Raw genomic sequence first — 26,904 nt, forward strand, 5'->3', positions numbered from 1 at the left:
TGCTTCACCTTTCGTTCGCGATTGAATTGCCATCGGTTCGTCAAAAAAGCGGCATTGACCTGCCGCTTTTTTGTGCCTGAAATTCGCCGCATCCCATGACTGTAAAGATCACAATCGACTGCATGGGAGGCGACCACGGTCCAACCGTGACCGTTCCCGCTGCGGTCAGTTTCGCGCGTGCGCATCCGGATGCGCAACTCGTGCTGGTGGGCTTGGACGCCTCGATCCGCGCGCAACTCAAGCGATGCAGGGCGCTCGACATGCCGACGCTGTCGATCGTCAATGCGAGCGAGGTCGTCGCGATGGACGATTCCGTCGAGGTCGCGTTGCGCAAGAAGAAGGACTCGTCGATGCGCGTCGCGTTGAAGCTCGTGAAGGAGGGGCATGCGCAAGCGTGCATCTCGGCCGGCAACACCGGCGCGTTGATGGCGGTGTCGCGCTACGTGCTCAAGACGCTGGCCGGCATCGAACGGCCGGCGATCGCGTTCGCACTGCCGAATCAGCGGGGCTACACAACAATGCTTGATCTGGGCGCGAATGTCGACTGCGAGCCGCAGCACTTGTTGCAATTCGCCGAGATGGGGCACGCGCTGGTGTCTGCGATCGAGGGCAAGGACCGCCCGTCGATCGGATTGCTTAACATCGGCGAAGAGATGATCAAGGGCAACGATATCATCAAGCGCGCCGGCGAACTGCTGCGCGCGAGCACGCTTAATTTTCGCGGCAATGTCGAGGGCAACGACATTTACAAGGGCACGGTCGATGTGATCGTTTGCGATGGCTTTGTCGGCAACGTTGCGTTAAAGACGTCCGAAGGGCTCGCGCGGATGCTTGCCGATATGATTCGCGAAGAGTTCAGTCGCTCGTGGGCCACGAAGCTCATGGCGCTGCTCGCGCTACCGGTGCTGTCGCGTTTTAAGAGGCGGGTCGATTCGCGTCAATACAACGGCGCCGCGCTGCTCGGCCTGCGCAATCTGGTGATTAAGAGTCACGGTTCGGCAGATGCGTACGCGTTTGAGTGGGCGATCAAACGCGGGTATGATGCCGTCAAAAATGGCGTTCTCGAGCGTCTGACGCGGGCGTTGGAGGAAAATGCCGACCCGCTCGCTCGCGCCGCCGACGCCGGTTCTGGCGAACCTGACGTATCCGGCGCACAAGCGCTTTTCATTTTCAATACGACCACCGACGGCCCCGCGGGAACCGCGCCTGAGCCGTTGGCCGCGCTATCCCCGAAGGCATGATGGTTCATTCCACTATTTACTCGCGCGTGCTCGGTACCGGCAGCTACTTACCGCCGACGCGCGTCACCAATCAGGCGCTGGCCGAGCGGCTCGCGCAGCAGGGGGTCGAGACAAGCGATGAGTGGATCGTGGCGCGCACCGGCATCCGTGCCCGTTATTTCGCGTCGCCCGAGCAAGCCACCAGCGACCTTGCATTGGTGGCTGCACAGCGCGCGATCGCAGCGGCTGGCATCGATTTGCAGGCGATCGAGCTGATCATTGTCGCCACGTCGACACCGGACTTCGTGTTTCCGAGTACGGCTTGCCTGCTGCAGGACAAGCTCGGCATCCGTAACGGCGGCGCGGCATTCGACGTGCAAGCAGTGTGCTCCGGGTTCGCCTATGCGCTGGCGGTGGCCGATGGATTGATCCGCAGCGGCGCGCATCGCAACGCGCTGGTGATCGGCGCCGAAACGTTTTCGCGGCTGCTCGATTTCAAGGATCGAACCACCTGCGTACTGTTCGGCGACGGCGCCGGTGCCGTCGTGCTCGGCGCATCGGACCGGCCGGGGCTGCTGGCGAGCGCGCTGCACGCAGACGGCAGCCACGCGCACATCCTATGCACACCAGGCAACGTCAACGGCGGTGTGATTCAAGGTAGTGCGTTTCTGCACATGGACGGGCCCGCGGTATTCAAACTCGCGGTGAACGTGCTCGAGAAGGTGGCGCTCGAAGCGCTGGCCAAAGCCGACATGTCCGCGGACCAGCTCGATTGGCTGATTCCACATCAGGCCAATATCCGGATCATGCAGGGCACGTGCCGTAAGCTCGGGTTGCCATCGGAGCGCATGATCGTGACGGTCGACGAGCATGGCAACACGTCGGCCGCATCGATTCCGCTCGCGCTGGACGTGGCGGTGCGCGATGGGCGCATCAAGCCCGGCGACCGGGTGCTGATCGAAGGCGTTGGCGGTGGATTTACCTGGGGTGCGGCAGTCATCCGTATGTAGACGCGTGTACAGCATGCGCAGGTACTTGTTGCGCCGTCCGCCTGCATGCCGTTTCGCTGCTTTTTTCTATTCGAGGACGATATGAAGTTCGCGTTCGTTTTCCCCGGGCAAGGCTCGCAATCGATCGGCATGCTCAATGCATTCGGCGATCATCCTGTTGTAAAGGCGACGCTCGAGGAAGCGTCCGATGCGCTGAGCCAGGATATCGGCCGCCTGATCGCACAGGGGCCGGTTGACGAACTCAACCTGACCACTCATACGCAGCCCGTGATGCTCACCGCCGCATACGCGATTTACCGCGTGTGGCAACAAGCCGGCGGTGCGGCACCGGCGGTCGTGGCCGGCCACAGCCTCGGCGAATACACGGCACTGGTCGCCGCGGGCGCGATCACATTTCGCGACGCGTTGCCGCTGGTGCGCTTTCGCGCGCAGGCGATGCAGCAGGCAGTGCCGGTTGGGGCCGGGGGGATGGCGGCGGTCCTGGGGCTCGATGATGACGCGGTGCGTGCCGCGTGCTCGGAAGCGGGGTCGGCCGGCATCGTCGAAGCGGTCAACTTCAATGCGCCGGCGCAGGTCGTGATCGCTGGCCACAAGGCGGCCGTGGACAAGGCATGCGAGATTGCCAAGGCCAAGGGCGCGAAGCGCGCAGTGTTGCTGCCAGTGTCAGCGCCGTTTCATTCGTCGCTACTCAAACCGGCGTCTGAGCGCCTGCGCGAGTATCTGGCCGATGTCGATGTGCGCGCGCCGCAAATCCCGGTGATCAACAATATCGACGTGGCGATGGTGTCGGAGCCGGCCGGCATCAAGGATGCGCTGGTGCGCCAGGCCGCCGGTCCGGTACGCTGGGTCGAATGCGTGCGCGCGATCGCTGCGCAGCAGATCACGCATGTGATCGAGTGCGGCCCTGGCAAGGTGTTGGCCGGACTGACGCGGCGCATTGATGCCAACCTGGTGGGCGGCGTGATCGTCGATCCGGCGTCGCTCGACGATACACTGAAATTGTTGCAGGGTTGAATGCCGGACTGTCCTCGGGATTCATCATTTGATTCGGAGCCAAGACGAGATGGAAAAATCGCTCGACAAACAGATTGCGCTGGTCACCGGCGCATCGCGCGGCATTGGCCGCGCGATTGCGCTCGTGCTCGGGCGTGCCGGCGCGACGGTAATCGGCACCGCCACGTCTGACAATGGGGCGGCGGCGATCAGTGACGCGTTGCGCGCCGAGGGTATGGCCGGTCGCGGCGTAGTGCTGGACGTGAATGACGGCCTCGCAGCTGAAGCGCTGGTCGATTCGGTGGTCAAGGAGTTCGGGGCATTGAACATCCTAGTGAACAACGCCGGCATCACGCAGGACCAGCTTGCGATGCGGATGAAGGACGACGAGTGGGATGCGGTGATTGACACCAACCTCAAGGCCGTGTTCCGCCTGTCGCGCGCCGTGCTGCGGCCGATGATGAAGGCGCGCGGCGGGCGCATCATCAACATCACATCCGTTGTCGGCTCGACCGGTAATCCGGGGCAGGTCAACTACGCAGCGGCCAAGGCGGGGGTGGCTGGCATGACGCGGGCGCTGGCACGCGAGATCGGCAGCCGCAATATTACCGTCAACTGCGTGGCGCCGGGCTTCATCGACACGGATATGACCCGTGTGTTGCCCGAAGCGCAGCGCGCGGCGCTCGACGCGCAGATTCCATTGGGCCGGCTGGGCGCGCCGGAAGACGTTGCCCACGCGGTTGCATTCCTCGCTTCGGCGCAGGCAGGATACATCACGGGCACGACGTTGCACGTCAATGGCGGCATGTACATGTCCTGACGAGTGCCGGCTACGCTTGCCGCGGTGCTCGCAATGGTTGCGGCGAAACGGGTCGCGCGTCATTTTTGCGGGGCAAACCTGATAAAATGCGCGCACTTGCATTTTTGAACTCATTTTCCCTGGAGGGATGCATGGACAACATCGAACAGCGCGTCAAGAAGATCGTCGCAGAACAGCTCGGCGTGGCTGACACGGAAATCAAGAACGAGGCTTCGTTCGTCAACGATTTGGGTGCTGATTCGCTGGACACCGTTGAACTCGTGATGGCGCTGGAAGACGAGTTCGGCATGGAGATTCCGGATGAGGAAGCCGAGAAGATTACGACGGTCCAGCAAGCAATCGACTACGCCCGGGCTAACGTCAAGGCCTAAGCATCTGAGTTTTCTGTCGCAGGTCGCGGCCACAGGGCTCACGGGTTTCCGTGCGGCCGCTGTGGCTTTTGATTTTCTGTTATGTATGAAAAAGGGAATAGCGTGAGCCGTCGTCGTGTGGTAGTTACCGGCCTTGGGCTGATTTCGCCCGTTGGCAATAACGTTGCCGACGGTTGGGCGAACTTGGTTGCCGGCAAATCGGGGATCGCAAACATCACGAAGTTTGACGCATCGAATTTTTCGACGCGTTTCGCCGGTGAAGTTAAGGGCTTCAATGTCGAGGACTACATGGCGGCCAAAGAGGCCCGCCATATGGATACGTTCATCCACTACGGCTTTGCGGCTGGTGTGCAGGCCATGACGGACGCGGGCATCGACACGGCAAGCGAAGATTTGGAGCGTATCGGTGTAGTCGTCGGCTCGGGCATTGGCGGTTTGCCGATGATCGAAGTCACGCAAACCGAAATGCTGAACCGCGGGCCACGGCGAATTTCTCCTTTTTTCGTCCCAGCCTCGATCATTAACATGATCTCCGGTCACCTGTCGATGCGCTACGGTCTCAAGGGGCCAAACCTGGCGATCGTGACCGCCTGCACAACCGGCCTGCATTGCATTGGCGAGGCGGCGCGGTTGATCGAATATGGGGACGCCGACATGATGCTGGCCGGCGGCGCAGAAGCGACCGTGTCGCCGCTGGGCATCGGTGGCTTTGCCGCCGCACGCGCGCTGTCGCATCGTAACGATGATCCGGCCACTGCCAGCCGTCCGTGGGACAAGGATCGTGACGGCTTCGTGCTAGGCGAGGGCGCTGGCGTCATGGTGCTCGAAGAATACGAGCACGCGAAGGCGCGCGGCGCGAAGATCTATGCCGAAGTTGCCGGCTATGGCATGAGCGCTGACGCATACCACATCACGGCGCCGCTCGAGAATGGCGACGGCGCGCGCCGCTGCATGCTGGCGGCGTTGAAGAACGCGCGCGTGAACTTGGATGAAGTCCACTACCTGAATGCGCACGGCACGTCAACGCCGTTGGGTGACCTGGCGGAGACCATTGGCATCAAGCGCACGTTCGGTGACCACGTGAAGCACATGGTCGTGAACTCGACAAAATCGATGACTGGCCACCTGCTTGGCGGCGCAGGCGGCCTGGAGTCGGTGTTCACCGTGTTGGCGCTGCATCACCAAGTATCGCCGCCGACGATCAACATTTTCAATCAGGATCCGGAGTGCGACCTGGATTACTGCGCGAATACTGCGCGGCAGATGAAGATCGACGTCGCGCTGAAGAACTCGTTCGGCTTCGGCGGCACGAACGGTACGCTGGTGTTCAAGCGCGTCTGATGACGGATCGCACCGTCTTCGCGGGGTCCCTGCTCGCACCGTCGCCGCACCCCGGCATCGCACCGACGGCGCGCGACGATGCGATGGCTTTGCGGCGCTCGTCGATGCTTGCGGCGCTGGGCATGGCCGGCGCGTGCGCGTGCGCATTGGCGGTGATGCTGGTGCTGGCGCCGCGCATTGGTGTCATCGCCGCCGCAGCGGCAGCGCTCGCGGTGGCGCTCGTGTTGGCTGTTTTTTCGCAGTGGCAGGAACGCATGAGGCCTGTTGCGATCAAAGTCGAGCCGGATGGTGCGCTCACGTGGCATCGCCAGGGTGCGCCGGTGCGCTATCACCGGATTCTCGGACACGCGCGTCCTGCGGCCGGCCTACTGGTGCTGCGCCTGGCGCCGGATGACGAGCGGGCGACGCGGCGCAGTGCACGGCTGGGTTCGGTGCTGATCGCGGCCGACGCAATCGAGCCGGCCCATTTCCGCGAGTTGGCGATCGCGCTGGCGCGTCAGCGCCGGCGGCCCCGGATGAGCCGTTGCGCTGCAACGCGCTCGCGCGGCCCCTTGTAACCGTTGTAACGCTTGCCTGCTTACGGGGGCGCTACAATAGGCGTCCTTTCGCATCGCAATCTATATAGACAACGGATTTTTCAGGTGAGCGAAAAAGAAATCGACCAGGCGCTGGTCGAGCGCGTCCAGAAAGGCGATAAAGTCGCGTTCGAACTCCTGGTCGCCAAATACCACCGCAAGATTATCAGGCTGATTTCGCGCCTCGTGCGCGACCCCGCGGAAGTCGAGGACGTTGCGCAGGACGCGTTCATCAAGGCCTATCGCGCGCTGCCGCAATTTCGTGGCGAGTCCGCGTTCTATACGTGGTTGTACCGGATAGCCGTTAATACTGCAAAGAATTACCTTGCGACGCAGAGCCGGCGTGCGCCGACGTCCACGGAAGCGGACGCGGAGGAGGCTGAAACTTTCTCCGATGCCGACCAACTAAGGGATATCAACACGCCTGAATCAGTGTTGATGAGCAAACAGATCGCACAGACGGTCAACGCTGCGATGGCGCTGTTGCCCGAAGAGTTGCGCACGGCAATCACGTTGCGCGAGATCGAGGGACTGAGCTATGAGGAAATCGCCGAGATGATGGGGTGCCCAATCGGCACTGTCCGGTCGCGGATTTTTCGCGCTCGCGAGACCATTGCGGCAAGGTTGCGCCCGTTGCTAGATACCCCCGAAGGAAAGCGGTGGTAGCGGTAAGGGCCAAGCGGGGGCTACGGGGTTGTCAGTTAGATGGGGAGCATCATGGGGTCAGTTCCATTGCAAATGAACGAGTCGGCAAGCCACATTTCGGTTGCCGAGCGTATTTCCGCGGCGCTGGATGGTGAATGGCCGGAAGGTGGCGGGCACGCGGCGCAGGCGCGCGTGTCGCGCAGGCTTGCCGAGTTCCTGTCGACGCTGGATGCCGACGGGCGGGCCCTGTGGACCGACTATCATCTGATCGGTGATGCGCTGCGCTCCGATGAATTGGCTGAGGATGCCGCGATGAGCGCGGCGTTCGTTGCCCGGTTTTCCGCGCGATTGGCCGATGAGCCGCACGTGCTGGCACCATCGGCGTTGCAAACTAACGTGTGGCGCAGGCTGGCGTTACGGCGCCGCATGTTGCCCGTGTTCGCGGTGGCTGCTGCCGCCGCGACGCTGAGTTGGGTGGTCGTGCCGCAACTGCAGAGCCTTGGCGGTGTGAGCACGCCGGCACAAGTCGCTTCGGTCAGCGACTCAGATGGGCAGGCAATGCAGCGCGTTGCATTGACGTCCACGCCGATGAATGGCGGCGTGCAGCAAGGCATCCAAGAGGCAAACATTGTTCGCGATGCGGATCTGGCTCAATATCTGGCCGCGCACCAGCAGTTCGCTCAGCAGCCGATGGTCCAATCCGGCACGCCTTGGATCCGTGCCGCCGCGGTTTCCGAGGGCAAGTAATCTGATGCAGCTTCAGCGGTCAAAAACAATCGACGCACGGGGGCGGCTGCGGGGAACCATGTTCATCGCAGCCGTGTTCATTTCGATGGTCTGCGCGGCTGTCCACGCTCAGCCGCGTACCGACGACCCACTCATCGCGCGGCGCGAGGCGGCTAATTGGCTGAACCGGATCCACCAGGCAGCGCGACAGCAGAGCTACGAAGGGATTTTCGTCTACCAGCGCGGTTCGGCGGTGCAGTCGTCCAGCATCGTGCATGTCGCGGATCATGGTGACGGCGAATATGAAAGGCTTGAAAGCCTGGACGGCAAGCCGCGCAGGATGCTGCGGCACAACGACGAAGTCTACACGTTCGTGCCCGAGCGCAAGCTGTGCGTGTTCGAGCATCGGCAGAGCCGGGATTCGTTCCCCGCGCTGTTGTCCGCGAGCAGCGACCACGTATTGACTGTCTACGATCCGCAACTGATGGGGACAGACCGTGTCGCCGGACTCGACGCGACCGTGATCGAATTGCGTCCGAAGGACGCGCTGCGCTATACGTACAAGTTGTGGGCTGACCAGAAGACCGGCCTGCTGTTGCGCGAGCAGACGCTGAGCAGCGACGGGCAAGTGCTTGAGCAGGTCGCCTTTTCGCAGGTCCGGCTCGGCGTGACGGCGGACCGTAACGCGATTGCCCAGGCCGTGCGCAAAGCATCCGGTTGCGTGCGTCCCCCGGTGGAGCCGGTCAACATGGAAGCAGCGGGCTGGCAATGGCCGAATCAGATTCCCGGATTTCGCAAGGTGCGGGAACTGCGCCGGCCGATGGCCGCGCGCGATCCGTCGTCGTCGCCCATCGCCGTGGATCAGGCGGTGTTTTCTGATGGGCTTTGTGCGATCTCGATTTTCGTCGAGCCATTCGAGCGCAATTCTCGCAAGGAAGGCTCGGGGGCGAGCGGAGCCACGCACATCCTGGTCAAGCGTCATGGTGATTATTGGATCACCGCGTTGGGCGAAGTACCGATGACGACGCTGCAACAGTTCGCTTCTGCCATAGAATACAAGGCTCCTCGATAGTTCGCGCGGCCTCTTTCTTTTTGTCGACAATATGAGTATTCATCCGGTGCGCAGATTTCTGCTCGGGGCCGCCATGGCCATCTGTATTCCGTTGGTGCCCCCGTGCGCCGCCGCGGCGTCAGCCGCCGCCAATCTGCCGGATTTCACGGACCTGGTCGACAAAGTCGGCCCGGCGGTCGTCAATATCCGTACCACGACGCATGGGCTGCCGCAGGGCCCGTCGGGCCTGCCCCCCGGGCTGAATGACGGCGACATGTCCGAGTTTTTCCGGCGCTTCTTCGGTATTCCGTTGCCACAGTTGCCGGGCAAGCCGAGCCCGCCGCGCGGAGGCGGCGATTTAGATCCGTCGGATTCGGAACAGAGCAGCGGCGTGGGCTCCGGCTTTATCCTGTCAACCGACGGCTATGTGATGACCAATGCGCATGTGGTGGATGACGCGGATACGATCTATGTGACGCTGACCGACAAACGTGAATTTAAGGCAAAGTTGATTGGCGTGGATGAGCGCACCGACGTGGCGCTCGTAAAGATCAATGCGGCGAGCCTGCCGACGGTGACGATCGGCGATTCGGACAAGGTCCGGGTTGGGGAATGGGTCGTGGCGATCGGCTCCCCCTTCGGGCTGGACAACACGGTCACGGCTGGCATCGTCAGCGCGAAGGGGCGTGATACCGGCGACTATTTGCCGTTCATCCAAACGGATGTCGCGGTTAATCCTGGCAATTCGGGCGGGCCGTTGATCAACATGCAAGGCGAGGTCATCGGCATTAACTCGCAAATCTACAGCCGTACCGGCGGTTTCATGGGGATCTCGTTTGCGATCCCGATCGACGAAGCCATGCGCGTCGCAGAACAGCTCAAGGTCAACGGGCGGGTCGTGCGGGGCCGGATCGCGGTGGCGGTCGGCGAAGTGACCAAGGACGTGTCTGACTCACTGGGTCTGCCTAAGGCGCAAGGCGCGCTGGTGTCCAGCGTCGAAGCGGACGGCCCGGCCGATAAGGCCGGCGTGCAGCCGGGGGACATTATCCTGAAGTTCAATGGGCGCACTGTGGATACGGCGACGGACCTGCCGCGGATGGTGGGCGAAACCAAGCCCGGTACCCAGGCGATGCTGACGATCTGGCGCAAGGGCCAGACGAAGGATGTGTCGGTCGTCGTGGCCGAGATGCAGCCGGACAAGGCGGCAAAGGCGCCGACTAGCCGCCGCGCGCTGCCGCCCGAGCGTGCATTGAACCAGCTTGGGCTGGCGGTCAGCGACCTGTCGCCGGAGCAACTCAAATCAATGAATCTGAAAGGTGGCGTGCAGGTCGATGGCGTGCACGGCCCGGCGGCCCGCGCAGGATTGCAGCGGGGCGACATCATCGTGCGAATCGGCGATACCGACGTCTCAAATACGAAACAATTCGAGTCGCTCGTGCAGCAACTCAATCCACAAAAGGCCGCGGCGTTGCTGGTGCGCCGCGGCGACAACACGCAGTTCGTCCCGGTCAGGCCGCGGCCCGCGCCGGCGCAGAAGAAGTAATGCGGGCCGACGCTCGATGATGGCGCACGGCTCGCGCCGCTTGCCCCGCCTGACGCTGTACGGCCGCGCATGGTGTCATCTGTGCGACGACATGCGGGCGCAACTCGATGCGCTGTGGCCGAGCACAAGCGGCATCGCCGTCGAGGTGGTCGACATCGACGCGGACCCGGTGCTGCAAGCGCGGTATGACGAGGCGGTACCCGTGCTGCTGTTGGACGGCGTCGAGTTGTGCCGCCACCGGCTCGACCCTGTGCGCGTTGCGCGGGCGCTGGCAAGCTTCGATGCGGGGCGATGGCCCGCGGGTCGAGCCTGATCGGATGCGTTTTCCGCTAAAATGCGCGGATTCTTGATTTTATTGCAAGGCGTGCTCCACTTTTGTCTGAGCGCGCCTTTTTCGCTTGATCGGCATTGAATGGATCATATTCGTAATTTTTCGATCATCGCGCACATCGATCACGGTAAATCGACGCTGGCCGACCGCATCATCCAGCTGTGCGGCGGCTTGTCGGACCGCGAAATGGAAGCGCAAGTGCTCGACTCGATGGACCTGGAGCGCGAGCGCGGCATCACAATCAAGGCGCAGACCGCCGCGTTGACGTACCGGGCGCGGGATGGTCGTGTCTATAACTTGAACCTGATCGACACACCGGGCCACGTCGACTTTTCTTATGAGGTGAGCCGTTCGTTGTCCGCCTGTGAGGGTGCGCTGCTGGTCGTTGACGCGAGCCAGGGGGTCGAGGCGCAGACCGTCGCAAATTGCTATACGGCGATCGAGTTGGGTGTCGAGGTTGTGCCGGTGCTCAACAAGATCGATCTGCCCGCGGCGAACCCGGACAATGCGATGGCCGAAATCGAGGATGTAATCGGCATTGACGCCACGGACGCAGTGCAGTGCAGCGCGAAGACCGGCCTGGGCGTGCAGGATGTGCTCGAGGCGCTGATCGCCAAGGTGCCGCCGCCCCGCGGCGACGCGCAGGCGCCGTTGCAGGCGCTGGTCATCGACTCATGGTTCGACAATTACGTCGGCGTCGTGATGCTGGTGCGCATCATCAATGGCGCGTTGCGCCCGAAGGACAAGATCAGGATGATGGCGACCGGGGCGCAGTATCCGGTCGAGCACGTGGGCGTGTTCACACCGAAGTCGCACAACCGCGACGTCTTGTCCGCAGGCGAGGTTGGGTTTGTAATCGCTGGCATCAAGGAGTTGACGGCCGCGAAGGTCGGCGACACGATCACCCATTCGGCGAAGCCGGCGGCTGAACCCTTGCCGGGCTTCAAGGAGGTCAAGCCGCAGGTGTTCGCCGGGCTGTATCCGGTCGAGGCCAACCAGTATGATGCGTTGCGCGAGTCGCTCGAGAAACTCAAGCTCAATGATGCGTCGCTGCAATACGAACCCGAGGTCTCGCAGGCGCTGGGCTTCGGCTTTCGCTGTGGCTTCCTAGGCTTGCTGCACATGGAAATCGTGCAGGAGCGGCTCGAGCGCGAATTCAACATGGACTTGATCACGACGGCGCCGACCGTTGTGTACCAGGTGCTGATGCAGGACGGCTCGATGGTGATGGTCGAGAACCCGGCGAAGATGCCTGAGCCATCCAAGACCGCCGAGATCCGTGAGCCGATCGTGACGGTGAACCTGTATATGCCGCAGGACTATGTCGGCGCGGTGATCACGCTGTGCACGAGCAAGCGCGGCAATCAGGTCAACATGACCTACCACGGCCGCCAGGTGCAACTCACGTATGAGATACCGATGGCCGAGATCGTGCTGGACTTTTTCGATCGGCTCAAGTCCGTATCGCGCGGCTACGCGTCGATGGACTATGAGTTCAAGGAATACCGGGCATCGGACGTGGTCAAGGTCGACATGCTCATCAACGGCGACAAGGTCGATGCGTTGTCGGTGATCGTGCATCGATCGCAGTCACAGTATCGCGGTCGCGAGGTGGCCACGAAGATGCGCGAAATTATTCCCCGGCAGATGTACGATGTCGCGATCCAGGCGGCCGTCGGCGCGCATATCATTGCGCGCGAAAACATTAAGGCGCTGCGCAAGAACGTGCTGGCCAAGTGCTACGGTGGCGACATCTCGCGCAAGAAGAAACTGCTCGAAAAGCAAAAAGAAGGCAAGAAGCGGATGAAGCAAGTCGGCAGCGTCGAGATTCCTCAAGAGGCATTTCTCGCTATTCTCAAAGTCGAAGACAAATAACCAAAAAACGGAATTTCCATGAATTTTGCGCTGATCCTCTTCATCCTGGTCGTGTTGACCGGCATTGCATGGGTAGCGGACAAACTGGTTTTTCTCCGTCAGCGCCGGCGGGCCGCGGATGCCGCCGCGCACGAGTTCGATCAACAGCAACAGCGCATGGACGAGCGCTTTCGCGACGAAAATGCAGCTCGCACGCGGGCAAGGCTGCGCGAAGAACGGCTGCGCCAGCCGTGGTGGCTCGAGTATTCGGCGAGCTTCTTTCCGGTGATCCTGCTAGTATTCGTGCTGCGTTCATTCATTGTCGAGCCGTTCAAGATTCCGTCCGGCTCGATGGTGCCCACGCTGCTTGTCGGCGACTTCATCCTGGTCAACAAGTACGATTACGGGCTGCGCTTGCCGATCATCGATAAGAAGATCATCCCGAACCGAGACCCGCAGCGCGGCGACGTCGTTGTATTCCGCTACCCGAAGGACGGGTCGATCGACTACATCAAGCGCGTCGTTGGCGTGCCGGGCGACGTGGTTGCGTATCAGGACAAGCGCCTGACGATCAATGACGAGGTGGTGCTCGAAACGCCGCTGCCAGATTATCTCGATGAGGACCGGCTGTCGATGGGGCAGCCGGCCAAATACGTCAAGCAGTACAGCGAGACGCTCGGAGGCAAGCGCCATGCGTTGCTCAACGATCCGGCCGTGCCGCCGTTCGTGATTGGCGCAGACGATTATCCCTATCGCGACAATTGTCACTACAATGACCGCGGCGTGATTTGCAAGGTGCCGCCGGGCCACTATTTCGTGATGGGCGACAACCGGGACAATAGTGCTGACAGTCGTTACTGGGGCTTCGTGCCTGACCGCAATCTGGTCGGCCGTGCGTTTTTCATCTGGCTAAACTTCTCAAACCTGAAGCGAATCGGCTCGTTCGAATGACGCGCGAGCGTTGCTCGGCTCAGGCTGCGGCACGCGTTATACTTCTATCCATGCCTTTGTCACCGCTGGAAAGCCGGCTGCACTACGAATTTCGCAATGCGGAATTGTTGCGGCAGGCGATGACCCACCGAAGCCACAGTGCCACGCATAACGAGCGGCTTGAATTCCTTGGCGATTCAGTCCTCAACTGCGTGGTGGCGGCCCTTTTATTCCAACGTTTTGGCAAGCTCGACGAAGGCGACCTGTCCCGTGTGCGGGCGAATCTCGTCAAGCAACAGTCACTGTACGAAATTGCCCAGGCGCTTAATATCGCAGAGGCGCTGCGGCTCGGTGAGGGAGAATTGCGCAGCGGCGGCTTCCGGCGGCCGTCAATCTTGGCCGACACGCTTGAGGCGGTGCTCGGCGCGATTTTCCTGGATGGGGGGTTCGACGCGGCGCAAACGGTGATCAAGCGACTATATGTCCCTATTTTGGATCATATCGATCCGCGTACGCTGGGCAAGGATGCCAAGACGCTGTTGCAGGAGTATTTGCAGGGCCACAAGATCGCATTGCCGGGCTACGCGGTGATCGCGACCACGGGCGCTGCCCACAATCAGCAGTTCGAGGTCGAGTGCACGGTGCCGAAGCTCGAGGTCAAGGTGTTTGGCACCGGCGCCAGTCGGCGCGCGGCCGAGCAGGCTGCCGCAAAAAAGGCGCTTGAAGCAGTGATGGCGGTGGCGCCGCAGTTGCTCGGCAAGCCGAAGCGATCGAAGAGCGCGGCACGTGCCGCCAAGCGTGAATCCGAGGACGCACCGTCGCATGGCACCGGGGTGCAGGGCGCGCTCGATTTACGCCCCACGTTGGATCGCAAGGCCGAGCGGCTGGGCCGCGCCGAGCGCGTCGCGCATCTCGCCGAGCGGATGATGCAGCCGATGGAGCGGGGGGATCATGACCGTGAACGCGCGAGCAGCACGCCGTCGTCGCATGGCGTGCCGAGCGCCGTCGCGATGATGCGCGCCACGCATGCCGACCATTCGATCGAGCGGGCGTCACGCCAGGCCGACAAGGGGGCCGCCGCGGTCACGGGGACCGATGCACCCTTAGCCAAGGCGGCGGCAGCGATTGCCGCCAACACCGTGGTTGCCGATGCGCCGGCCGGGCCCGGACAGGCGCTCGATGAGCGCCGCGATACGGCGTTGCATTCGACGCCGCGCAAGGCCGATGCTGGCGCGTGAGCGCGACCGCGTGATGCGGCCTATCGCCACATGACCTGCCGCGCTTTATCCTTTGAACCCGACAGCCGAGGTCGGGCGCCACGCGCCCACGTCAGCAGTATTTCCTGCAGGTCCGCTTGCCATGAATTCGACTCTTGAACAAACCGGTTTCCATTGCGGCATGATCGCGATCGTCGGGCGCCCCAATGTCGGCAAGTCGACGCTGATGAACGCCCTCGTTGGGCAAAAGGTCAGCATCACGTCACGCAAGGCGCAAACCACGCGGCACCGGATTACGGGCATCCGGACGCTGGACGATGCACAATTCATCTTTGTCGACACGCCCGGCTTCCAGACCCGGTACGGCTCGGCGCTGAACCGCTCGTTGAACCGCGCGGTCACGTCGACGCTGACCTCGGTGGACGTCGTGCTGTTCGTGGTCGAGGCCGGTCGTTACGGGCCCGACGACCAGCGGGTGCTGGAATTGATCCCGCCGTCGGTGCCGACGGTGCTGATAGCGAACAAGGTCGACAAGCTTTCAGACAAGAGCGCGCTGCTGCCATTCTTGAAAAGCACAGCGGCGCTGCGCGCATTCCGTGACGTCGTACCGATGAGCGCGAAGCAGCCCGACGACATCATGCGGCTGTTGAAGATCTTGCGGCCGTCGTTGCCGCTCGGTGAGCCGATCTATGGCGAGGACGAGCTAACCGACCGCAGCGAGCGATTCTTGGCGGCCGAGATCCTGCGGGAGAAAGTATTCCGCTGGACTGGGGACGAGTTGCCTTACACGAGTACGGTACTGATCGACAAATTCGAGCAGGAAGGCCGCCTGCGACGGGTTTTCGCAACGATTCTCGTCGATCGTGACAGCCACAAGGCAATGATCATCGGGCAGAAGGGCGCGAAGCTGAAGCAGATTAGCACCGAGGCGCGTGTCGATATGGAAAAGCTCTTCGATGGTCCGGTTTATCTGGAGACGTTCGTGAAGGTTAAGAGCGGCTGGGCGGACAATGAGGCGAGATTGCGCGCCTATGGGTACGAATGACGTTGGGTTGGGTCATCCAGAGGAGGCCAGGCAACTCGACGCCGGCGCAGCACCCGGGCTGGCGCCTGACGGCGCGCCGCCGGGCGCGTCGGGCGGTGTTGCGCAGCCCGCGCCAGGTGACGTCGCGCCGACCCGTCGCCGCGCCGCCGCGCCGCGCTCGGACCACCGTATCGCCGAGCAGCCGGGCTTCGTGTTGCACGCCTACCCGTATCGCGAGACGAGCCTGATCATCGACGTGTTCACGCGCGCGCACGGCCGTCTCGCGCTCGTCGCGAAGGGAGCGAAGCGGCCGCATTCGGCGCTGCGCGGCGTGCTGCAGACGTTCCAGCCGCTTGCGCTGTCATGGGCTGGCAAGTCCGAAATGCGGACGCTGACTAAGGCTGAATGGGTCGGCGGAATGCGTCCGCTCGCCGGCGATGCACTGCTGTGTGGCTTTTACGTCAACGAGTTGCTTGTCAGGTTCTGTGCACGGGAAGATCCGCATACCGCGTTGTTCGACCATTACTTGTTGACGTTGACGCGGCTCGCGCATGACGAGCCGGCGGTGCAGGTATTGCGCTCGTTCGAACGCGTCTTACTGCGTGAGACCGGTTATGCCATGTCGCTCGATCGGACCGTGACGAGGCAGCATGTCGTGGCTGGGCGCTCGTATGTGTTCGACCCTGAGCGGGGCGTATGCGACGTCGAGAGGCTCGAGCCCCAGGCGGACGCGTTGCGCGGGCCGGTCATCGCCGGGCAAACGCTGCTCGACATGGAGCGCGATGATTATTCGCGTGCGCAGACCGTCGCGCAAAGCAAGACCTTGATGCGTTTTTTGTTGAATACTTATCTTGGCGGCGCGCCGCTTGCGACGCGCCAGATTCTGATCGACCTGCAAAACCTATGAACGTTTTCTCGTCGCCGACGCCTGTCATCGAGTTGGGTGTCAACATCGACCATGTCGCCACGTTACGTAACGTGCGCGGCACTTCGTATCCTGACCCGCTGCGCGCGGCGCTGCAAGCTGAGGCCGCCGGCGCCGACGCGATCACGCTGCATCTGCGCGAGGACCGCCGCCATATCGTCGATGCCGACGTGCGCGCATTGCGGCCGTTGCTCAAGACCCGAATGAACTTGGAGTGTGCGTTGACGCAGGAAATGCTCGACATCGCCTGTGACGTGCGCCCACACGACGTTTGCCTGGTACCGGAAAAGCGCGCCGAGCTGACTACCGAAGGCGGATTGGACGTGGTCACGCACTTTGACGCGGTCAAGGCGGCGAGCCGGCAACTGGCCGATGCGGGCACGCGCGTATCGCTGTTCATTGACGCCGAGCCGGAGCAGATTCGGGCAGCCCACGAAAGCGGCGCGCCGGTGATCGAGTTGCATACCGGACGTTACGCCGACGCAGATGACGACGCCCGGCAGTCACAGGAATTCGAGCGGATCGCCGCGGGTGTCGACCTGGGGCTGTCGCTGGGCCTAAAAGTCAATGCTGGTCATGGCCTGCACTATACCAACGTACAGCGCATTGCCGCGCTCGATGGCATTGCCGAGCTGAACATCGGCCATGCTATCGTCGCGCATGCCATTTTTGCGGGATGGGACAACGCCGTGCGGGAGATGAAGGCGATCATTGTCGCGGCCCGTGTCGGCGCGCGTGCATGAGCACCGGAGCCGCGCCGATGGTGCACCGCGCCGTCTATGGAATCGGCACGGACATCGTGCAGGTCAGCCGCATCGCCGCCGTGATGGAGCGTACCGGCGGCCGCTTTGCCGAGAAAATCCTCGGCCCGCAGGAACTCGCGGTCTATCGCATGCGCGCCGCACGCTCGGACGCGCGCGGCGTGGCGTTCTTGGCCACGCGCTTCAGCGCGAAGGAGGCATTCTCCAAAGCGATCGGGCTCGGCATGCATTGGCCGATGACGTGGCGCGCGGTGCAGACGCTCAACGAGAAAAGCGGCAAGCCGGTGATCGTCGCGTCTGGCGAGTTGGCCCAGTGGATAACGGAGCGCGGACTTAGCGCACGCGTATCCGTCAGCGACGAACGCGATTATGCGGTGTCGTTCGTCATCGTCGAAGTCAACGCGTCAATGGAGGGCCCCGGTGCCGGGCCGATGGGCCAGCACGCAACCGACCTTAGGAACCCTAGTTGAACAACCGCAAGTGCCAATATGGTCCGGTGATGCTCGACGTTGTCGGCACTTCGTTGAGTCGTGACGATATCCGCCGGATCGCCGATCCGCTGACCGGCGGCGTGATTTTGTTCGCCCGCAATTATGCGAGCCGCGCGCAACTGTTCGAGTTGACCGGCGCAATCCGCGATGTGCGCGACGACGTGATCATTGCGGTGGACCAGGAGGGCGGGCGCGTGCAGCGTTTCCGGGGGGATGGGTTCACGTCGCTGCCGCCGATGCGCGCGCTCGGCGCGTTATGGAACGACGATGCGCTCGTGGCGACCCGAGTGGCCACGGCGATTGGTTATGTGATGGCATCGGAGTTGCGCGCGAGCGGCGTCGACTTGAGCTTTGCGCCGGTGCTCGACCTGGACTACGGGCGCTCGAAGGCGATCGGCGATCGCGCGTTTCACGCGGAACCGCGCGTCGTCGCGCTGTTGGCCAAAAGCGTTACGCATGGCTTGGCGCTGGCCGGGATGGCGGCCTGCGGCAAGCACTTTCCGGGGCACGGCTACGTGGAGGCGGATTCGCATGTCGAGGCGCCTATCGACACCCGCGCGCTCGACGAGATTCTCGCCTGCGATGCGCAGCCGTATCAATGGCTCGGGCTGTCGCTGGCCGCGGTGATGCCGGCCCACGTCGTCTATCCGGCCGTCGATGCCCGGCCGGCCGGCTTCTCGTCCGTGTGGCTGCAGCAGATCCTGCGCAGCAGGCTTGGGTTCAATGGCGTGATCTTCAGTGACGATTTGTCGATGGAGGCGGCGCGCCAGGCTGGGACCACCGCCGAGGCCGCGCACGCGGCGCTCGATGCCGGATGCGACATGGTGCTCACGTGCAATCGTCCCGAGGACGCCGACGATGTGCTGCAGCGCCTGCGCGCACGCGTCATCGATACGGCGTCCCGGCGTCGCATCAAGCGGCTCGCACCGCGCGGCGACGCGCCGGAGTGGAGCAAGCTGATGCGCGAACCCGACTATTGCCAAGCGCGCAAGCTGATCGACAGTCTACGGTAAATGGGGCGGACCGGCGCATCAGGTCACCTTCATTCGCTGAAGCTTGTTGTACAACGTCTTGGGGCTGATGCCGAGCAGCGTCGCCGCACGATGCCGGGTGCCGCCCACCGCATCGAGTGTGGCGCGGATCAGCATCTCCTCGACATCGGCAAGCGGCGTGCCGACCGCGATTTGCACCTGGTTGCTCGACAGCGAACGGCCAGGGCGGCTGCTTTCGTCGCCCGGCGACAAGCTTTCGATCATGTCCTCGCACGCCTGATGCGAGCGTTCGATCGCGTCGCGCAATTCGCGCACGTTGCCCGGCCACTCGTATTCGAGCAGTTCGCGCACGCACAGCGGGCTGAGCCGCTTGACCGACTCGTGGCGTTGGTTCAGCACGTCGACAAAATAAGTGGCCAACAGTTCGATGTCCTCGCCGCGCTCGCGCAGCGGTGGCAATGTCAGCGGCGCCACGTTGAGCCGTTGCAGTAGGTCGGCGCGCAGCGTGCCGCGGGCCAGCGCCTGTTGCGGCGATTCGACGGTGGCCGCGACCACCCGGAAGTCGACGCTTAGATCGGTGGTGCCGCCCATCCGGCGGAACGTGCGCGCCCCCAGTGCTCGTGCGAGTGCCTCCTGTTGGGCGGCCGGCAGCAGATCCACACGGTCGATGAACAGCGTGCCGCCGGCCGCCCGTTCCAGCACGCCGGCTTCGTGCGTTTGCGCTCCATCCAATGCGCCGCGCTGGTGACCGAATAGCATGCTTTCCCACGGCTCGGCGCCTGCGTGGCTGGCCGCCGCGCCGTCCAGCTTGACCAACGGACCTTTCTTGCGACGGCTCATCTCGTGCAGCGTTCGCGCGGCGATCTCCTTGCCGGTTCCCGGCTCGCCGACGATCAGCACCGCTGCCTCCGTTGGCGCGATACGCTCGATCGTGTCATAGACCTGTTGCATCGCCGCACCGCGGCCAATCATTGAGCCGAAGCGACCGACGCACCGCAATGCCGCACGCAGATTCTGGACTTCCTCGGTGAGCTCGTAGGGGCGGGGAATGCGCGCCAGCAGGCTGCGCAATCGCGGGATATTGACTGGCTTGAGTAGGTAGTCCCAAATGCCGTGACGCAGCCCTTCGATCGCACTTTCCACCGTCGCGTTACCGGTCATCACGATGACCGGCGTCGCGCCGTCCGGCTGTGATGGCAGCGAGTGCAGCACGTCCAGCCCGCTGCCGTCGGGCAGGTTCAAGTCAACCAGCACCACGTCGGGAATAAACCGCTGCAGCGCGGCGCGCGCTTCTCCGAGCGTAGCTGCAGTGTCGACGGAGAAACCATCGGTACTCAGGATGGTCGACAATCCCGACAAGCTGTTAGGGTCGTCTTCAACGATCAAGGCGTGTGGCATAGCGCGAAGAGATATTATCTGCGGCGAATTTTTTTGAGCGCTGCGTTGGCGGTTCGGAGTAAGCATGCTTTGTGCCAATTCGTAGCGCTTTACCCATCAACGCATTGCCGTGGCAGGGTGATCCGCGCGCGGCTCCGATGCAGCAAATTTTTCTCATTTGGCGCGTAAATTTTTCCACCGCCGCAAACCAGTGCCCCATGATACGCGGCGTTGGCCCCCATAAACAAAAAGCGCTCCGATCGGAGCGCTTGCATTACGGCATTGGAGATGATGAGCCAGGCGCTGTCACGCGCGGCTGCGGTACTCGTGCGTACGCGTGTCGATCTCGATCTTGTCGCCGATGTTGCAAAATAGCGGCACTTGCAATTCGAAGCCGGTAGCTAGCTTAGCATTCTTGAGTACCTTACCAGACGACGTATCGCCTTTGACCGCAGGCTCCGTATAGACGATTTCGCGCACCAGCGTGGTCGGCAACTCGACCGAGATCGCCTTGTCATTGTAGAACACCACTTCGCACGCCATGCCGTCCTCGAGATAGTGCAATGCCTCGCCCATCATCTCGCTTTCGACTTCGTACTGGTTGTAGTCCGCATCCATGAAAACATACATCGGATCAGCGAAGTACGAATAGGTGACTTCCTTGCGCTCGAGTACGACCACGTCGAACTTGTCATCGGCCTTGTACACTGACTCGTTGCCCGCGCCGGTCAGCAGGTTCTTCAGCTTCAGCTTGACGACCGCGGCGTTGCGGCCCGACTTGTTGTACTCGGTCTTTTGCACGACCATGGGATCGTTGCCGATCATTATGACGTTGCCCGTACGCAGTTCTTGAGCGGTCTTCATAACACTGTCCTGTCCGATAAATGGGTATGGCGAATGGCTGACGGCACGCCCCCGCATTGGGCAGCCCGGCAGGCGAGCCTAAGCTCTTGAAAACCCATTATTTTAGCGTATTTTGGACAAATGCGGCCAGATGCCCGGCTAGATCGCCAACGGTGGCCAACTCGTCTGCCCACGCGTGTGCGCGCGTCGCGAACGCTTGTCGGTGCTGAATGAAATTTTGCCAATCGGGCAGGCCATGCGTTGGATTGCCGTTCCATGTGTGCCAGAAACGCGTCAATGCGTCGCGCGCGCGCGGCTCCAACGCCGAGCCGATATGCGCGAGGGCCGCGTCCAGCTTTGGCAGATGCGCATCATCCGCCTGCGGATAAATGTGCCAAACGAACGGCTTGCGCGCCCACTGCGCGCGCACAAACGAATCCTCGCCACGTACGAAGTTGATATCGGCGCTCCACAATAGTCGGTCGTAGCCGTGCTGGTCGGTGAACGGCAACGCATGCGCGCTCAGCGCGCCTGCGCTCGCGCTCGTGCCCGCCGCGAAGGCGCGAGGTCCTACCGGATGGCCGAAGAACCGCGCCACGGAGCCGGAGATGGCTCCCTGTGGAACCAGTAGCACCAACGGATCCGTCGCATCGCGCCATTGCTCGAGCAACGCGTCGAGGACGGGATTCTCGTAGCAGAACAACGATACGACCGTGGCGGCTGGATCGGGCCGCGGCAGCCCGAGCGCCGCCCACCAGCCTGCCCGTTCAGCCGCCGATTCGACGAACGCGCGACGCTGCGAGTCCAAGTCTCGCTCGCGAAGCACTCCGCCGGTGTGGGCGCCCAGGCCGGGGAAAAAGAACGTCTTGGTCAGCGCATGGCGGGGATGGGGCGATGCGCGCAAGTGAAAGTTTGTCACCCAGTCTTCCGACGACAGGTATTCAAGGTTGATCCAGGCCACCCGCGACGAGTGTCGCGCCATCGCAGCAAGGTATGACGCCGGCAGATCGCAGGCGAACGCCTCGATGACGACATCGGCAATGCTCAGTGCCGCCGCGCCGGGTTCAGCGAACGGGGACTGATGCCAATGCTCGATCGCGACACCGGCCAGCACTTGCCGCTCGCGCCCGACATCCAACCCAGGCGCCAGGCGCGCGAGCGTGGTCAACTCGTCGATGAACAGACGCACCCGCCAGCCGTATTCATTCGCCAGTTGCCGGGCCAGCCGCCAGCAGACGCCGGCGTCGCCAAAATTGTCGATTACCGTGCAGAAAATGTCGCATGTGAGCAGCGCACGCGTGCTGGCGAGCAGGGCGGGGCAGGAGGACATAGGACGCGCGCGCGACGCGCAGGCCGCTTGACGAATGATCTAAACTGCTTATTTTAAAGCACAGATCCCATGCGCCGCACGGGACTGATCCGGTATTGGCTACATGACTGAACCGTCTGTTCCTCCGACCGTTGCCGAGTCCGACGTGGATTTCGACCCTAAGCGTGTCATTGCGCAGCTGCCGCACCTGCCCGGCGTGTATCGCTACTACGATGTACAAGGCGCCGTGCTGTACGTGGGCAAGGCACGCGACTTGAAAAAGCGTGTATCAAGCTATTTCACCAAGACGCAGGCCTCGCCGCGCATCGCGTTAATGGTCCAGCGCATCGCGCGCATCGAAACCACGGTGACCCGCTCCGAAACAGAGGCACTGCTGCTGGAGAACAATCTGATCAAGGCGTTGACGCCACGCTACAACATCTTGTTCCGCGACGACAAGTCGTATCCGTACCTGAAGCTCACTGGGCATCGCTTCCCACGCATCACGTACTACCGCGGCGCCGTCGACAAGCATAACCAGTATTTTGGCCCGTTCCCAAGTGGCTGGGCGGTGCGCGAGAGCATCCAGATCCTGCAGCGCGTATTCCAATTGCGAACCTGCGAGGACTCAGTCTTTAACAACCGTACCCGCCCCTGCCTGTTGCATCAGATCGGCCGGTGTACCGCGCCTTGCGTCGGCGCAATCAGTGACGAAGACTATGCGCGCGACGTGACGAACGCGGCGCGCTTTCTGCAGGGGCGTCAGCGCGAGGTCATGAAGGAACTGGAGGACAAGATGCATGGTTACGCGGCCGAGTTGAAATTCGAACAGGCGGCCGCGGTACGCAACCAGATGAGTTCGCTGTCCAAGGTGCTGCAACAGCAGGCGATCGAGGTTGGCACTGAGCGTGGCAGCGGCGATGCCGACATCCTGGCGGTGGTCGCACAAGGAGGGCGCGTATGCGTGAACCTGGCCATGGTGCGTGGCGGCCGCCATCTCGGCGACAAGGCTTATTTCCCGTCCCACGTCGAGACCGCGTTGGCCACGCCGGACGAACTCAGCGTGCAGGAGGCCATGAACACCGCGTGCGTCGCCGATAGGCTGCCGGTGGGTCAGGCGCTGACAACCGCCGATGCGCAGGATGCTGACGACGGCGCGGAAGTTGCCGAGGTGACGGAAGCCGGTGACGGGTCGGAAGCCGGCGATGGGTCCGAGGCTGGAGATGGGTCCGAGGCCGGAGATGGGTCCGAGGCTGGAGATGGGTCCGAGGCCGGAGATGGGTCCGAGGCTGGAGATGGGTCTGAGGCCGGAGATGGGTCTGAGGCCGGAGATGGGTCCGAGGTTCGCGATGGGTTCAGGGTCGGCGATGGGTCTGAGGCTGGCGATGGGCCGGAAGTGACGACCGCCGCCAACCCGACACCCTGCGCTGCGGCAGCCGCTGATGTCCTGGCGGCGGACCGTGACACACGGAAGGCGGCGCGGGACGGCATCGAGGCAGCGGTGCTGGACGCGTTCATCGCACAGCACTATATCGGCCACCCGGTGCCGCCAGTGATCATTGTCAGCCATGCGCCGGCCACGCGTGAGTTGGTCGACGTGCTGGCGCAGCAGTGCGGGCACAAGGTCTCACTGATCCGTCAGCCGCAAGGCCAGAAGCGGGCATGGCTATCGATGGCCGAGCAGAATGCACGACTCGCGCTCGCTCGGCTGCTGTCCGAGCAAGGTTCCCAGCAGGCCCGCACGCGCGCGCTTGCTCAGGTGCTGTCGATTGACCTGGAGGACTTATCACCGTTGCGCATCGAGTGTTTCGACATCTCGCACACGATGGGCGAGGCCACCCAGGCCTCATGTGTCGTCTATCACCATCATAAGATGCAGTCCGCCGAGTACCGGCGCTACAACATCACGGGGATCACGCCGGGCGATGACTACGCTGCCATGCGGCAGGTGCTCACGCGGCGCTATGAGAAGATCGTATCGCAGTTGGCCGGCGCATCATCGGCTTCGCCGGCAGACGTGCAAACGGCTGGCGGCGCCGCACCCGCCCGTGACGCGCAGCCCACGGCGCAGGCGGGCGCGGTCGCGGATGCGGGCGTGCTGCCGCATATCGTGCTGATCGACGGCGGCAAGGGACAGGTCGAGATCGCCCGTCAGGTTTTCACGGAACTGGGACTGGACGCCGGCATGCTGGTCGGGGTCGCGAAAGGTGAGGGTCGCAAGGTCGGTCTTGAGACCCTGGTCTTCGCAAACGGGCGGGCTCCGCTCGAATTGGGCAAGGGGAGCGCCGCGCTGATGCTGGTCGCGCAGATCCGCGACGAGGCGCACCGCTTTGCCATCACCGGGATGCGGGCCAAGCGCGCCAAGGCGCGTCACAGCTCGCGTTTGGAGGAACTCGAGGGGGTGGGGGCGAAGCGACGGCAGCGATTGCTCGCGCGCTTTGGCGGGCTGCGTGGCGTAATGTCCGCCAGCGTCGACGAATTGGCCAGCGTTGAAGGCGTGTCGCGCACGTTAGCCGAGCAGATCTACCGTCAATTGCACTGAGCATCGCAGCCGGCGCGCGCGAGCCGCTTGCTTGTGACGCGCTGGATCACGCGGCACAATGACAATCTCGCGCAACCTTTCATCGCCCGTTCGCTTCGATGCCTTTCAATTTACCCATTTTTCTGACGTGGCTACGGATCGTGCTGATCCCGTTAATCGTTGGCGTGTACTATCTGCCAGACACGATGTTGGTCGCGCAGGACAAGAACGAAGCGGCTGCGGCCATCTTCATCCTGGCGGCGTTGACCGACTGGTTCGACGGATTCCTTGCGCGCAAGCTAAACCAGACCTCGGCATTCGGCGCCTTTCTCGACCCGGTCGCGGACAAGCTGATGGTGACCGCCGCATTGCTGGTACTGGTGCACTTGATGCGGCTCGATTCGGCCATTGCGTTGGTGATCGTGGGCCGTGAAATTACGATTTCTGCGCTGCGTGAATGGATGGCGCAGATCGGTGCATCCAAAAGCGTCGCCGTCAACTCGCTGGGCAAGTTCAAGACCGCGTGCCAGATGATCGCGATTCCGATGCTGCTGTATTACGCGCCGATTGGCGTGCCAGGGCAGTTCACGATCAACACGCGCGTTGTGGGCGAGTGGTTGATCTACTTGGCGGCCGTGCTGACGATCTGGTCGATGCTCTATTACATGAAGCTGGCCTGGCCGCAGATCCGCGATCGGGCCGCATGATGGGTTGGCGTGAAATGGGCATCCATGCTGATTGCACGGATATTTTATCGGCCTCTGTCCTTGACACTGCGCGCCACTTTCAGCATAATCTCGAACTCTGCTGAACACGCCAACGCGTGAACGGCGACAGCATCGTGCGGGAGTAGCTCAGTTGGTAGAGCGCAACCTTGCCAAGGTTGAGGTCGCGAGTTCGAGACTCGTCTCCCGCTCCACGACGCACAGTAATCGATGTTTGCGGGAGTAGCTCAGTTGGTAGAGCGCAACCTTGCCAAGGTTGAGGTCGCGAGTTCGAGACTCGTCTCCCGCTCCAGGTGCCACGGCGCGATAGCAAAGCGGTTATGCAGCGGCCTGCAAAGCCGTTTAGGCCGGTTCGACTCCGGCTCGCGCCTCCAGACAACCCCCTAGATTTTAGGGGGTTTTTTGTTTGCGCCGATTGCGTCATCGGCCGCGTGCTGCGTCACCTTGCGTCGCTGCATTGCGCGCGGAACTCAAGTCGCTGGGCGGCACGTTCAAGGTATCCGAGATCGATGACTGAACCAGGCATCGCGCGATGCGACGTGCGTCGCGCGAACACAGCCCGACGATGGAACGGCGTTAGGACGTTTGCTCGATCAGACGCTTCAGGTCGTCGGCGATCATGTCTGCGGAGTCGGATGCGGTAGCGAGCAGACGCGCGCGGCCGGTACGATCGAACACATAGATCGCCGAGCTGTGCGTGACCTCGTAATGTCCGTTGCCGTCGGGTTTCTCGGTCTGATACGCGACGCGATAGCGTCGCGCTAAATTAGCAATCTGTTTTTCGGAGCCGCTCAGGCCGACCACGTGCTGTGGATCGAACGCCTGCACATAGGTATGTAATGTCTGCGGCGTGTCCCGGTGGGGATCGACCGAAATGAACAGAATGCGCACGTCGCGGGCATCGTCGCCCAGTTGCTCGAGAACCTGCATCAACCGGGCCATGGTCTCCGGACATACATCTGGACAATGCGTGTAGCCGAAGAAGACTAACGTGGTCTTGCCGGCGAACGACGCGCCAGACGCAGCCTGCCCATTATCCGCCTGCAGCGAGAAGCCGAGATCCGGTAGGTGGCCGGAGACGTTGGTCAGTTTCCATTGACCATCATCCCGCGTGCACGCCGACAATGCAATCGATAGGCCGACGCACGCGGCGAGCACGACGTGGCGCAGCACCGATTGACAGCGGGGCGCGTGCAAAATTCGCATACGCGATTGAGACAACGGGATGGACATCGGAAAACGGAACAAGGATAGGGGCTTGGCGTGGAGCGTATCGACGCATCCGCCTAATAAGCTACTTTAGCGCATT

General features: G+C 62.6%; 26 protein-coding genes and 3 tRNA genes. 25 read left to right on the plus strand and 4 right to left on the minus strand.

The window, feature by feature from the left end; all coding sequences use genetic code 11:
• Window positions 1–95: 95 nt before the first annotated feature.
• The 20 genes from plsX (at window position 96) to nagZ (ending at window position 18,841) form a co-directional block, all read left to right on the plus strand.
• Window positions 96–1,241, plus strand: a complete 1,146-nt coding sequence (gene plsX / locus KQH60_RS03715) for a phosphate acyltransferase PlsX (RefSeq protein WP_237575210.1) — start codon at window positions 96–98, stop codon at window positions 1,239–1,241.
• The gene (locus KQH60_RS03720; protein ID WP_237575307.1) at window positions 1,241–2,230 is read left to right on the plus strand and encodes a beta-ketoacyl-ACP synthase III; all 990 of its coding nucleotides are present in this window, start codon (window positions 1,241–1,243) and stop codon (window positions 2,228–2,230) included. The genes plsX and KQH60_RS03720 overlap by 1 nt, the downstream gene beginning before the upstream one ends.
• An 81-nt stretch (window positions 2,231–2,311) precedes the next feature.
• Window positions 2,312–3,244 (plus strand): ACP S-malonyltransferase, encoded by a 933-nt coding sequence (gene fabD, locus KQH60_RS03725; RefSeq protein ID WP_237575211.1) that lies wholly within the window; start codon window positions 2,312–2,314, stop codon window positions 3,242–3,244.
• Window positions 3,245–3,293: 49 nt separating this feature from the next.
• Complete coding sequence (gene fabG / locus KQH60_RS03730) at window positions 3,294–4,043, plus strand: 3-oxoacyl-ACP reductase FabG (RefSeq protein WP_237575212.1); 750 nt, start codon at window positions 3,294–3,296, stop codon at window positions 4,041–4,043.
• Between the two features lie 131 nt (window positions 4,044–4,174).
• Window positions 4,175–4,414, plus strand: coding sequence for an acyl carrier protein (gene acpP / locus KQH60_RS03735; RefSeq protein ID WP_237575213.1), 240 nt, complete (start codon window positions 4,175–4,177; stop codon window positions 4,412–4,414).
• 102 nt (window positions 4,415–4,516) lie between these two features.
• Window positions 4,517–5,755: a beta-ketoacyl-ACP synthase II gene (gene fabF / locus KQH60_RS03740; protein ID WP_237575214.1), complete on the plus strand. Its 1,239-nt coding sequence runs from the start codon at window positions 4,517–4,519 to the stop codon at window positions 5,753–5,755.
• Window positions 5,755–6,312, plus strand: a complete 558-nt coding sequence (locus tag KQH60_RS03745) for a protein YgfX (protein WP_237575215.1) — start codon at window positions 5,755–5,757, stop codon at window positions 6,310–6,312. Before fabF ends, KQH60_RS03745 begins: the two co-directional genes overlap by 1 nt.
• 84 nt (window positions 6,313–6,396) lie before the next feature.
• Complete coding sequence (rpoE, locus tag KQH60_RS03750) at window positions 6,397–6,996, plus strand: RNA polymerase sigma factor RpoE (RefSeq protein WP_237575216.1); 600 nt, start codon at window positions 6,397–6,399, stop codon at window positions 6,994–6,996.
• Between the two features lie 51 nt (window positions 6,997–7,047).
• Entirely contained in the window at window positions 7,048–7,722 is a 675-nt protein-coding gene (locus KQH60_RS03755; protein WP_237575217.1) for a sigma-E factor negative regulatory protein, read from the plus strand.
• A gap of 85 nt (window positions 7,723–7,807) precedes the next feature.
• The gene (locus KQH60_RS03760) at window positions 7,808–8,773 is read left to right on the plus strand and encodes a MucB/RseB C-terminal domain-containing protein (protein ID WP_237575308.1); all 966 of its coding nucleotides are present in this window, start codon (window positions 7,808–7,810) and stop codon (window positions 8,771–8,773) included.
• A 31-nt stretch (window positions 8,774–8,804) separates the two neighbouring features.
• Window positions 8,805–10,295, plus strand: a complete 1,491-nt coding sequence (locus KQH60_RS03765; RefSeq protein WP_237575218.1) for a DegQ family serine endoprotease — start codon at window positions 8,805–8,807, stop codon at window positions 10,293–10,295.
• Window positions 10,296–10,311: 16 nt separating this feature from the next.
• A complete protein-coding gene (locus KQH60_RS03770; RefSeq protein ID WP_237575219.1) occupies window positions 10,312–10,608 on the plus strand; it encodes a glutaredoxin family protein in 297 nt (98 codons plus the stop codon).
• A gap of 99 nt (window positions 10,609–10,707) precedes the next feature.
• A complete protein-coding gene (gene lepA, locus KQH60_RS03775) occupies window positions 10,708–12,501 on the plus strand; it encodes a translation elongation factor 4 (protein ID WP_237575220.1) in 1,794 nt (597 codons plus the stop codon).
• A gap of 18 nt (window positions 12,502–12,519) precedes the next feature.
• Window positions 12,520–13,431: a signal peptidase I gene (lepB, locus tag KQH60_RS03780; protein WP_237575221.1), complete on the plus strand. Its 912-nt coding sequence runs from the start codon at window positions 12,520–12,522 to the stop codon at window positions 13,429–13,431.
• A gap of 50 nt (window positions 13,432–13,481) precedes the next feature.
• Window positions 13,482–14,648, plus strand: a complete 1,167-nt coding sequence (rnc, locus tag KQH60_RS03785) for a ribonuclease III (protein ID WP_237575222.1) — start codon at window positions 13,482–13,484, stop codon at window positions 14,646–14,648.
• 160 nt (window positions 14,649–14,808) lie between these two features.
• Window positions 14,809–15,672 carry a GTPase Era gene (gene era / locus KQH60_RS03790; protein WP_237575309.1) on the plus strand — a complete coding sequence of 288 codons (864 nt, stop codon included), beginning with the start codon at window positions 14,809–14,811 and terminating at the stop codon, window positions 15,670–15,672.
• Window positions 15,659–16,558: a DNA repair protein RecO gene (recO, locus tag KQH60_RS03795; RefSeq protein ID WP_237575223.1), complete on the plus strand. Its 900-nt coding sequence runs from the start codon at window positions 15,659–15,661 to the stop codon at window positions 16,556–16,558. Before era ends, recO begins: the two co-directional genes overlap by 14 nt.
• Window positions 16,555–17,319, plus strand: coding sequence for a pyridoxine 5'-phosphate synthase (gene pdxJ / locus KQH60_RS03800; protein ID WP_237575224.1), 765 nt, complete (start codon window positions 16,555–16,557; stop codon window positions 17,317–17,319). The genes recO and pdxJ overlap by 4 nt, the downstream gene beginning before the upstream one ends.
• Window positions 17,316–17,807, plus strand: a complete 492-nt coding sequence (acpS, locus tag KQH60_RS03805; RefSeq protein WP_237575225.1) for a holo-ACP synthase — start codon at window positions 17,316–17,318, stop codon at window positions 17,805–17,807. Before pdxJ ends, acpS begins: the two co-directional genes overlap by 4 nt.
• 29 nt (window positions 17,808–17,836) lie before the next feature.
• Entirely contained in the window at window positions 17,837–18,841 is a 1,005-nt protein-coding gene (nagZ, locus tag KQH60_RS03810) for a beta-N-acetylhexosaminidase (protein ID WP_237575310.1), read from the plus strand.
• Between the two features lie 18 nt (window positions 18,842–18,859).
• Here the strand turns inward: nagZ and KQH60_RS03815 are convergent, their stop codons facing one another.
• From KQH60_RS03815 to earP, 3 genes are all read right to left on the minus strand, one after another.
• Window positions 18,860–20,218, minus strand: a complete 1,359-nt coding sequence (locus KQH60_RS03815; RefSeq protein WP_237575226.1) for a sigma-54 dependent transcriptional regulator — start codon at window positions 20,216–20,218, stop codon at window positions 18,860–18,862.
• 285 nt (window positions 20,219–20,503) lie between these two features.
• The gene (efp, locus tag KQH60_RS03820; protein WP_237575227.1) at window positions 20,504–21,061 is read right to left on the minus strand and encodes an elongation factor P; all 558 of its coding nucleotides are present in this window, start codon (window positions 21,059–21,061) and stop codon (window positions 20,504–20,506) included.
• A gap of 97 nt (window positions 21,062–21,158) precedes the next feature.
• On the minus strand, window positions 21,159–22,370 hold the full coding sequence (gene earP / locus KQH60_RS03825; protein WP_237575228.1) for an elongation factor P maturation arginine rhamnosyltransferase EarP: 1,212 nt from the start codon (window positions 22,368–22,370) through the stop codon (window positions 21,159–21,161).
• Between the two features lie 103 nt (window positions 22,371–22,473).
• Between earP and uvrC the strand changes: the two genes are divergently transcribed.
• From uvrC to KQH60_RS03850, 5 genes are all read left to right on the plus strand, one after another.
• Window positions 22,474–24,891, plus strand: coding sequence for an excinuclease ABC subunit UvrC (gene uvrC, locus KQH60_RS03830; protein WP_237575229.1), 2,418 nt, complete (start codon window positions 22,474–22,476; stop codon window positions 24,889–24,891).
• A gap of 98 nt (window positions 24,892–24,989) precedes the next feature.
• Window positions 24,990–25,577 (plus strand): CDP-diacylglycerol--glycerol-3-phosphate 3-phosphatidyltransferase, encoded by a 588-nt coding sequence (gene pgsA / locus KQH60_RS03835; RefSeq protein WP_237575230.1) that lies wholly within the window; start codon window positions 24,990–24,992, stop codon window positions 25,575–25,577.
• A 136-nt stretch (window positions 25,578–25,713) separates the two neighbouring features.
• Window positions 25,714–25,789: transfer RNA gene (locus KQH60_RS03840), tRNA-Gly, on the plus strand.
• 22 nt (window positions 25,790–25,811) lie between these two features.
• Window positions 25,812–25,887 (plus strand) — tRNA-Gly (locus KQH60_RS03845).
• 8 nt (window positions 25,888–25,895) lie between these two features.
• Window positions 25,896–25,969, plus strand: a tRNA-Cys gene (locus KQH60_RS03850).
• A gap of 202 nt (window positions 25,970–26,171) precedes the next feature.
• Here the strand turns inward: KQH60_RS03850 and KQH60_RS03855 are convergent.
• Window positions 26,172–26,801, minus strand: coding sequence for an SCO family protein (locus KQH60_RS03855; protein ID WP_237575231.1), 630 nt, complete (start codon window positions 26,799–26,801; stop codon window positions 26,172–26,174).
• Window positions 26,802–26,904 lie beyond the last annotated feature (103 nt).

The organism is Mycetohabitans sp. B8 (assembly GCF_021991875.1).
Taxonomy (GTDB): domain Bacteria; phylum Pseudomonadota; class Gammaproteobacteria; order Burkholderiales; family Burkholderiaceae; genus Mycetohabitans.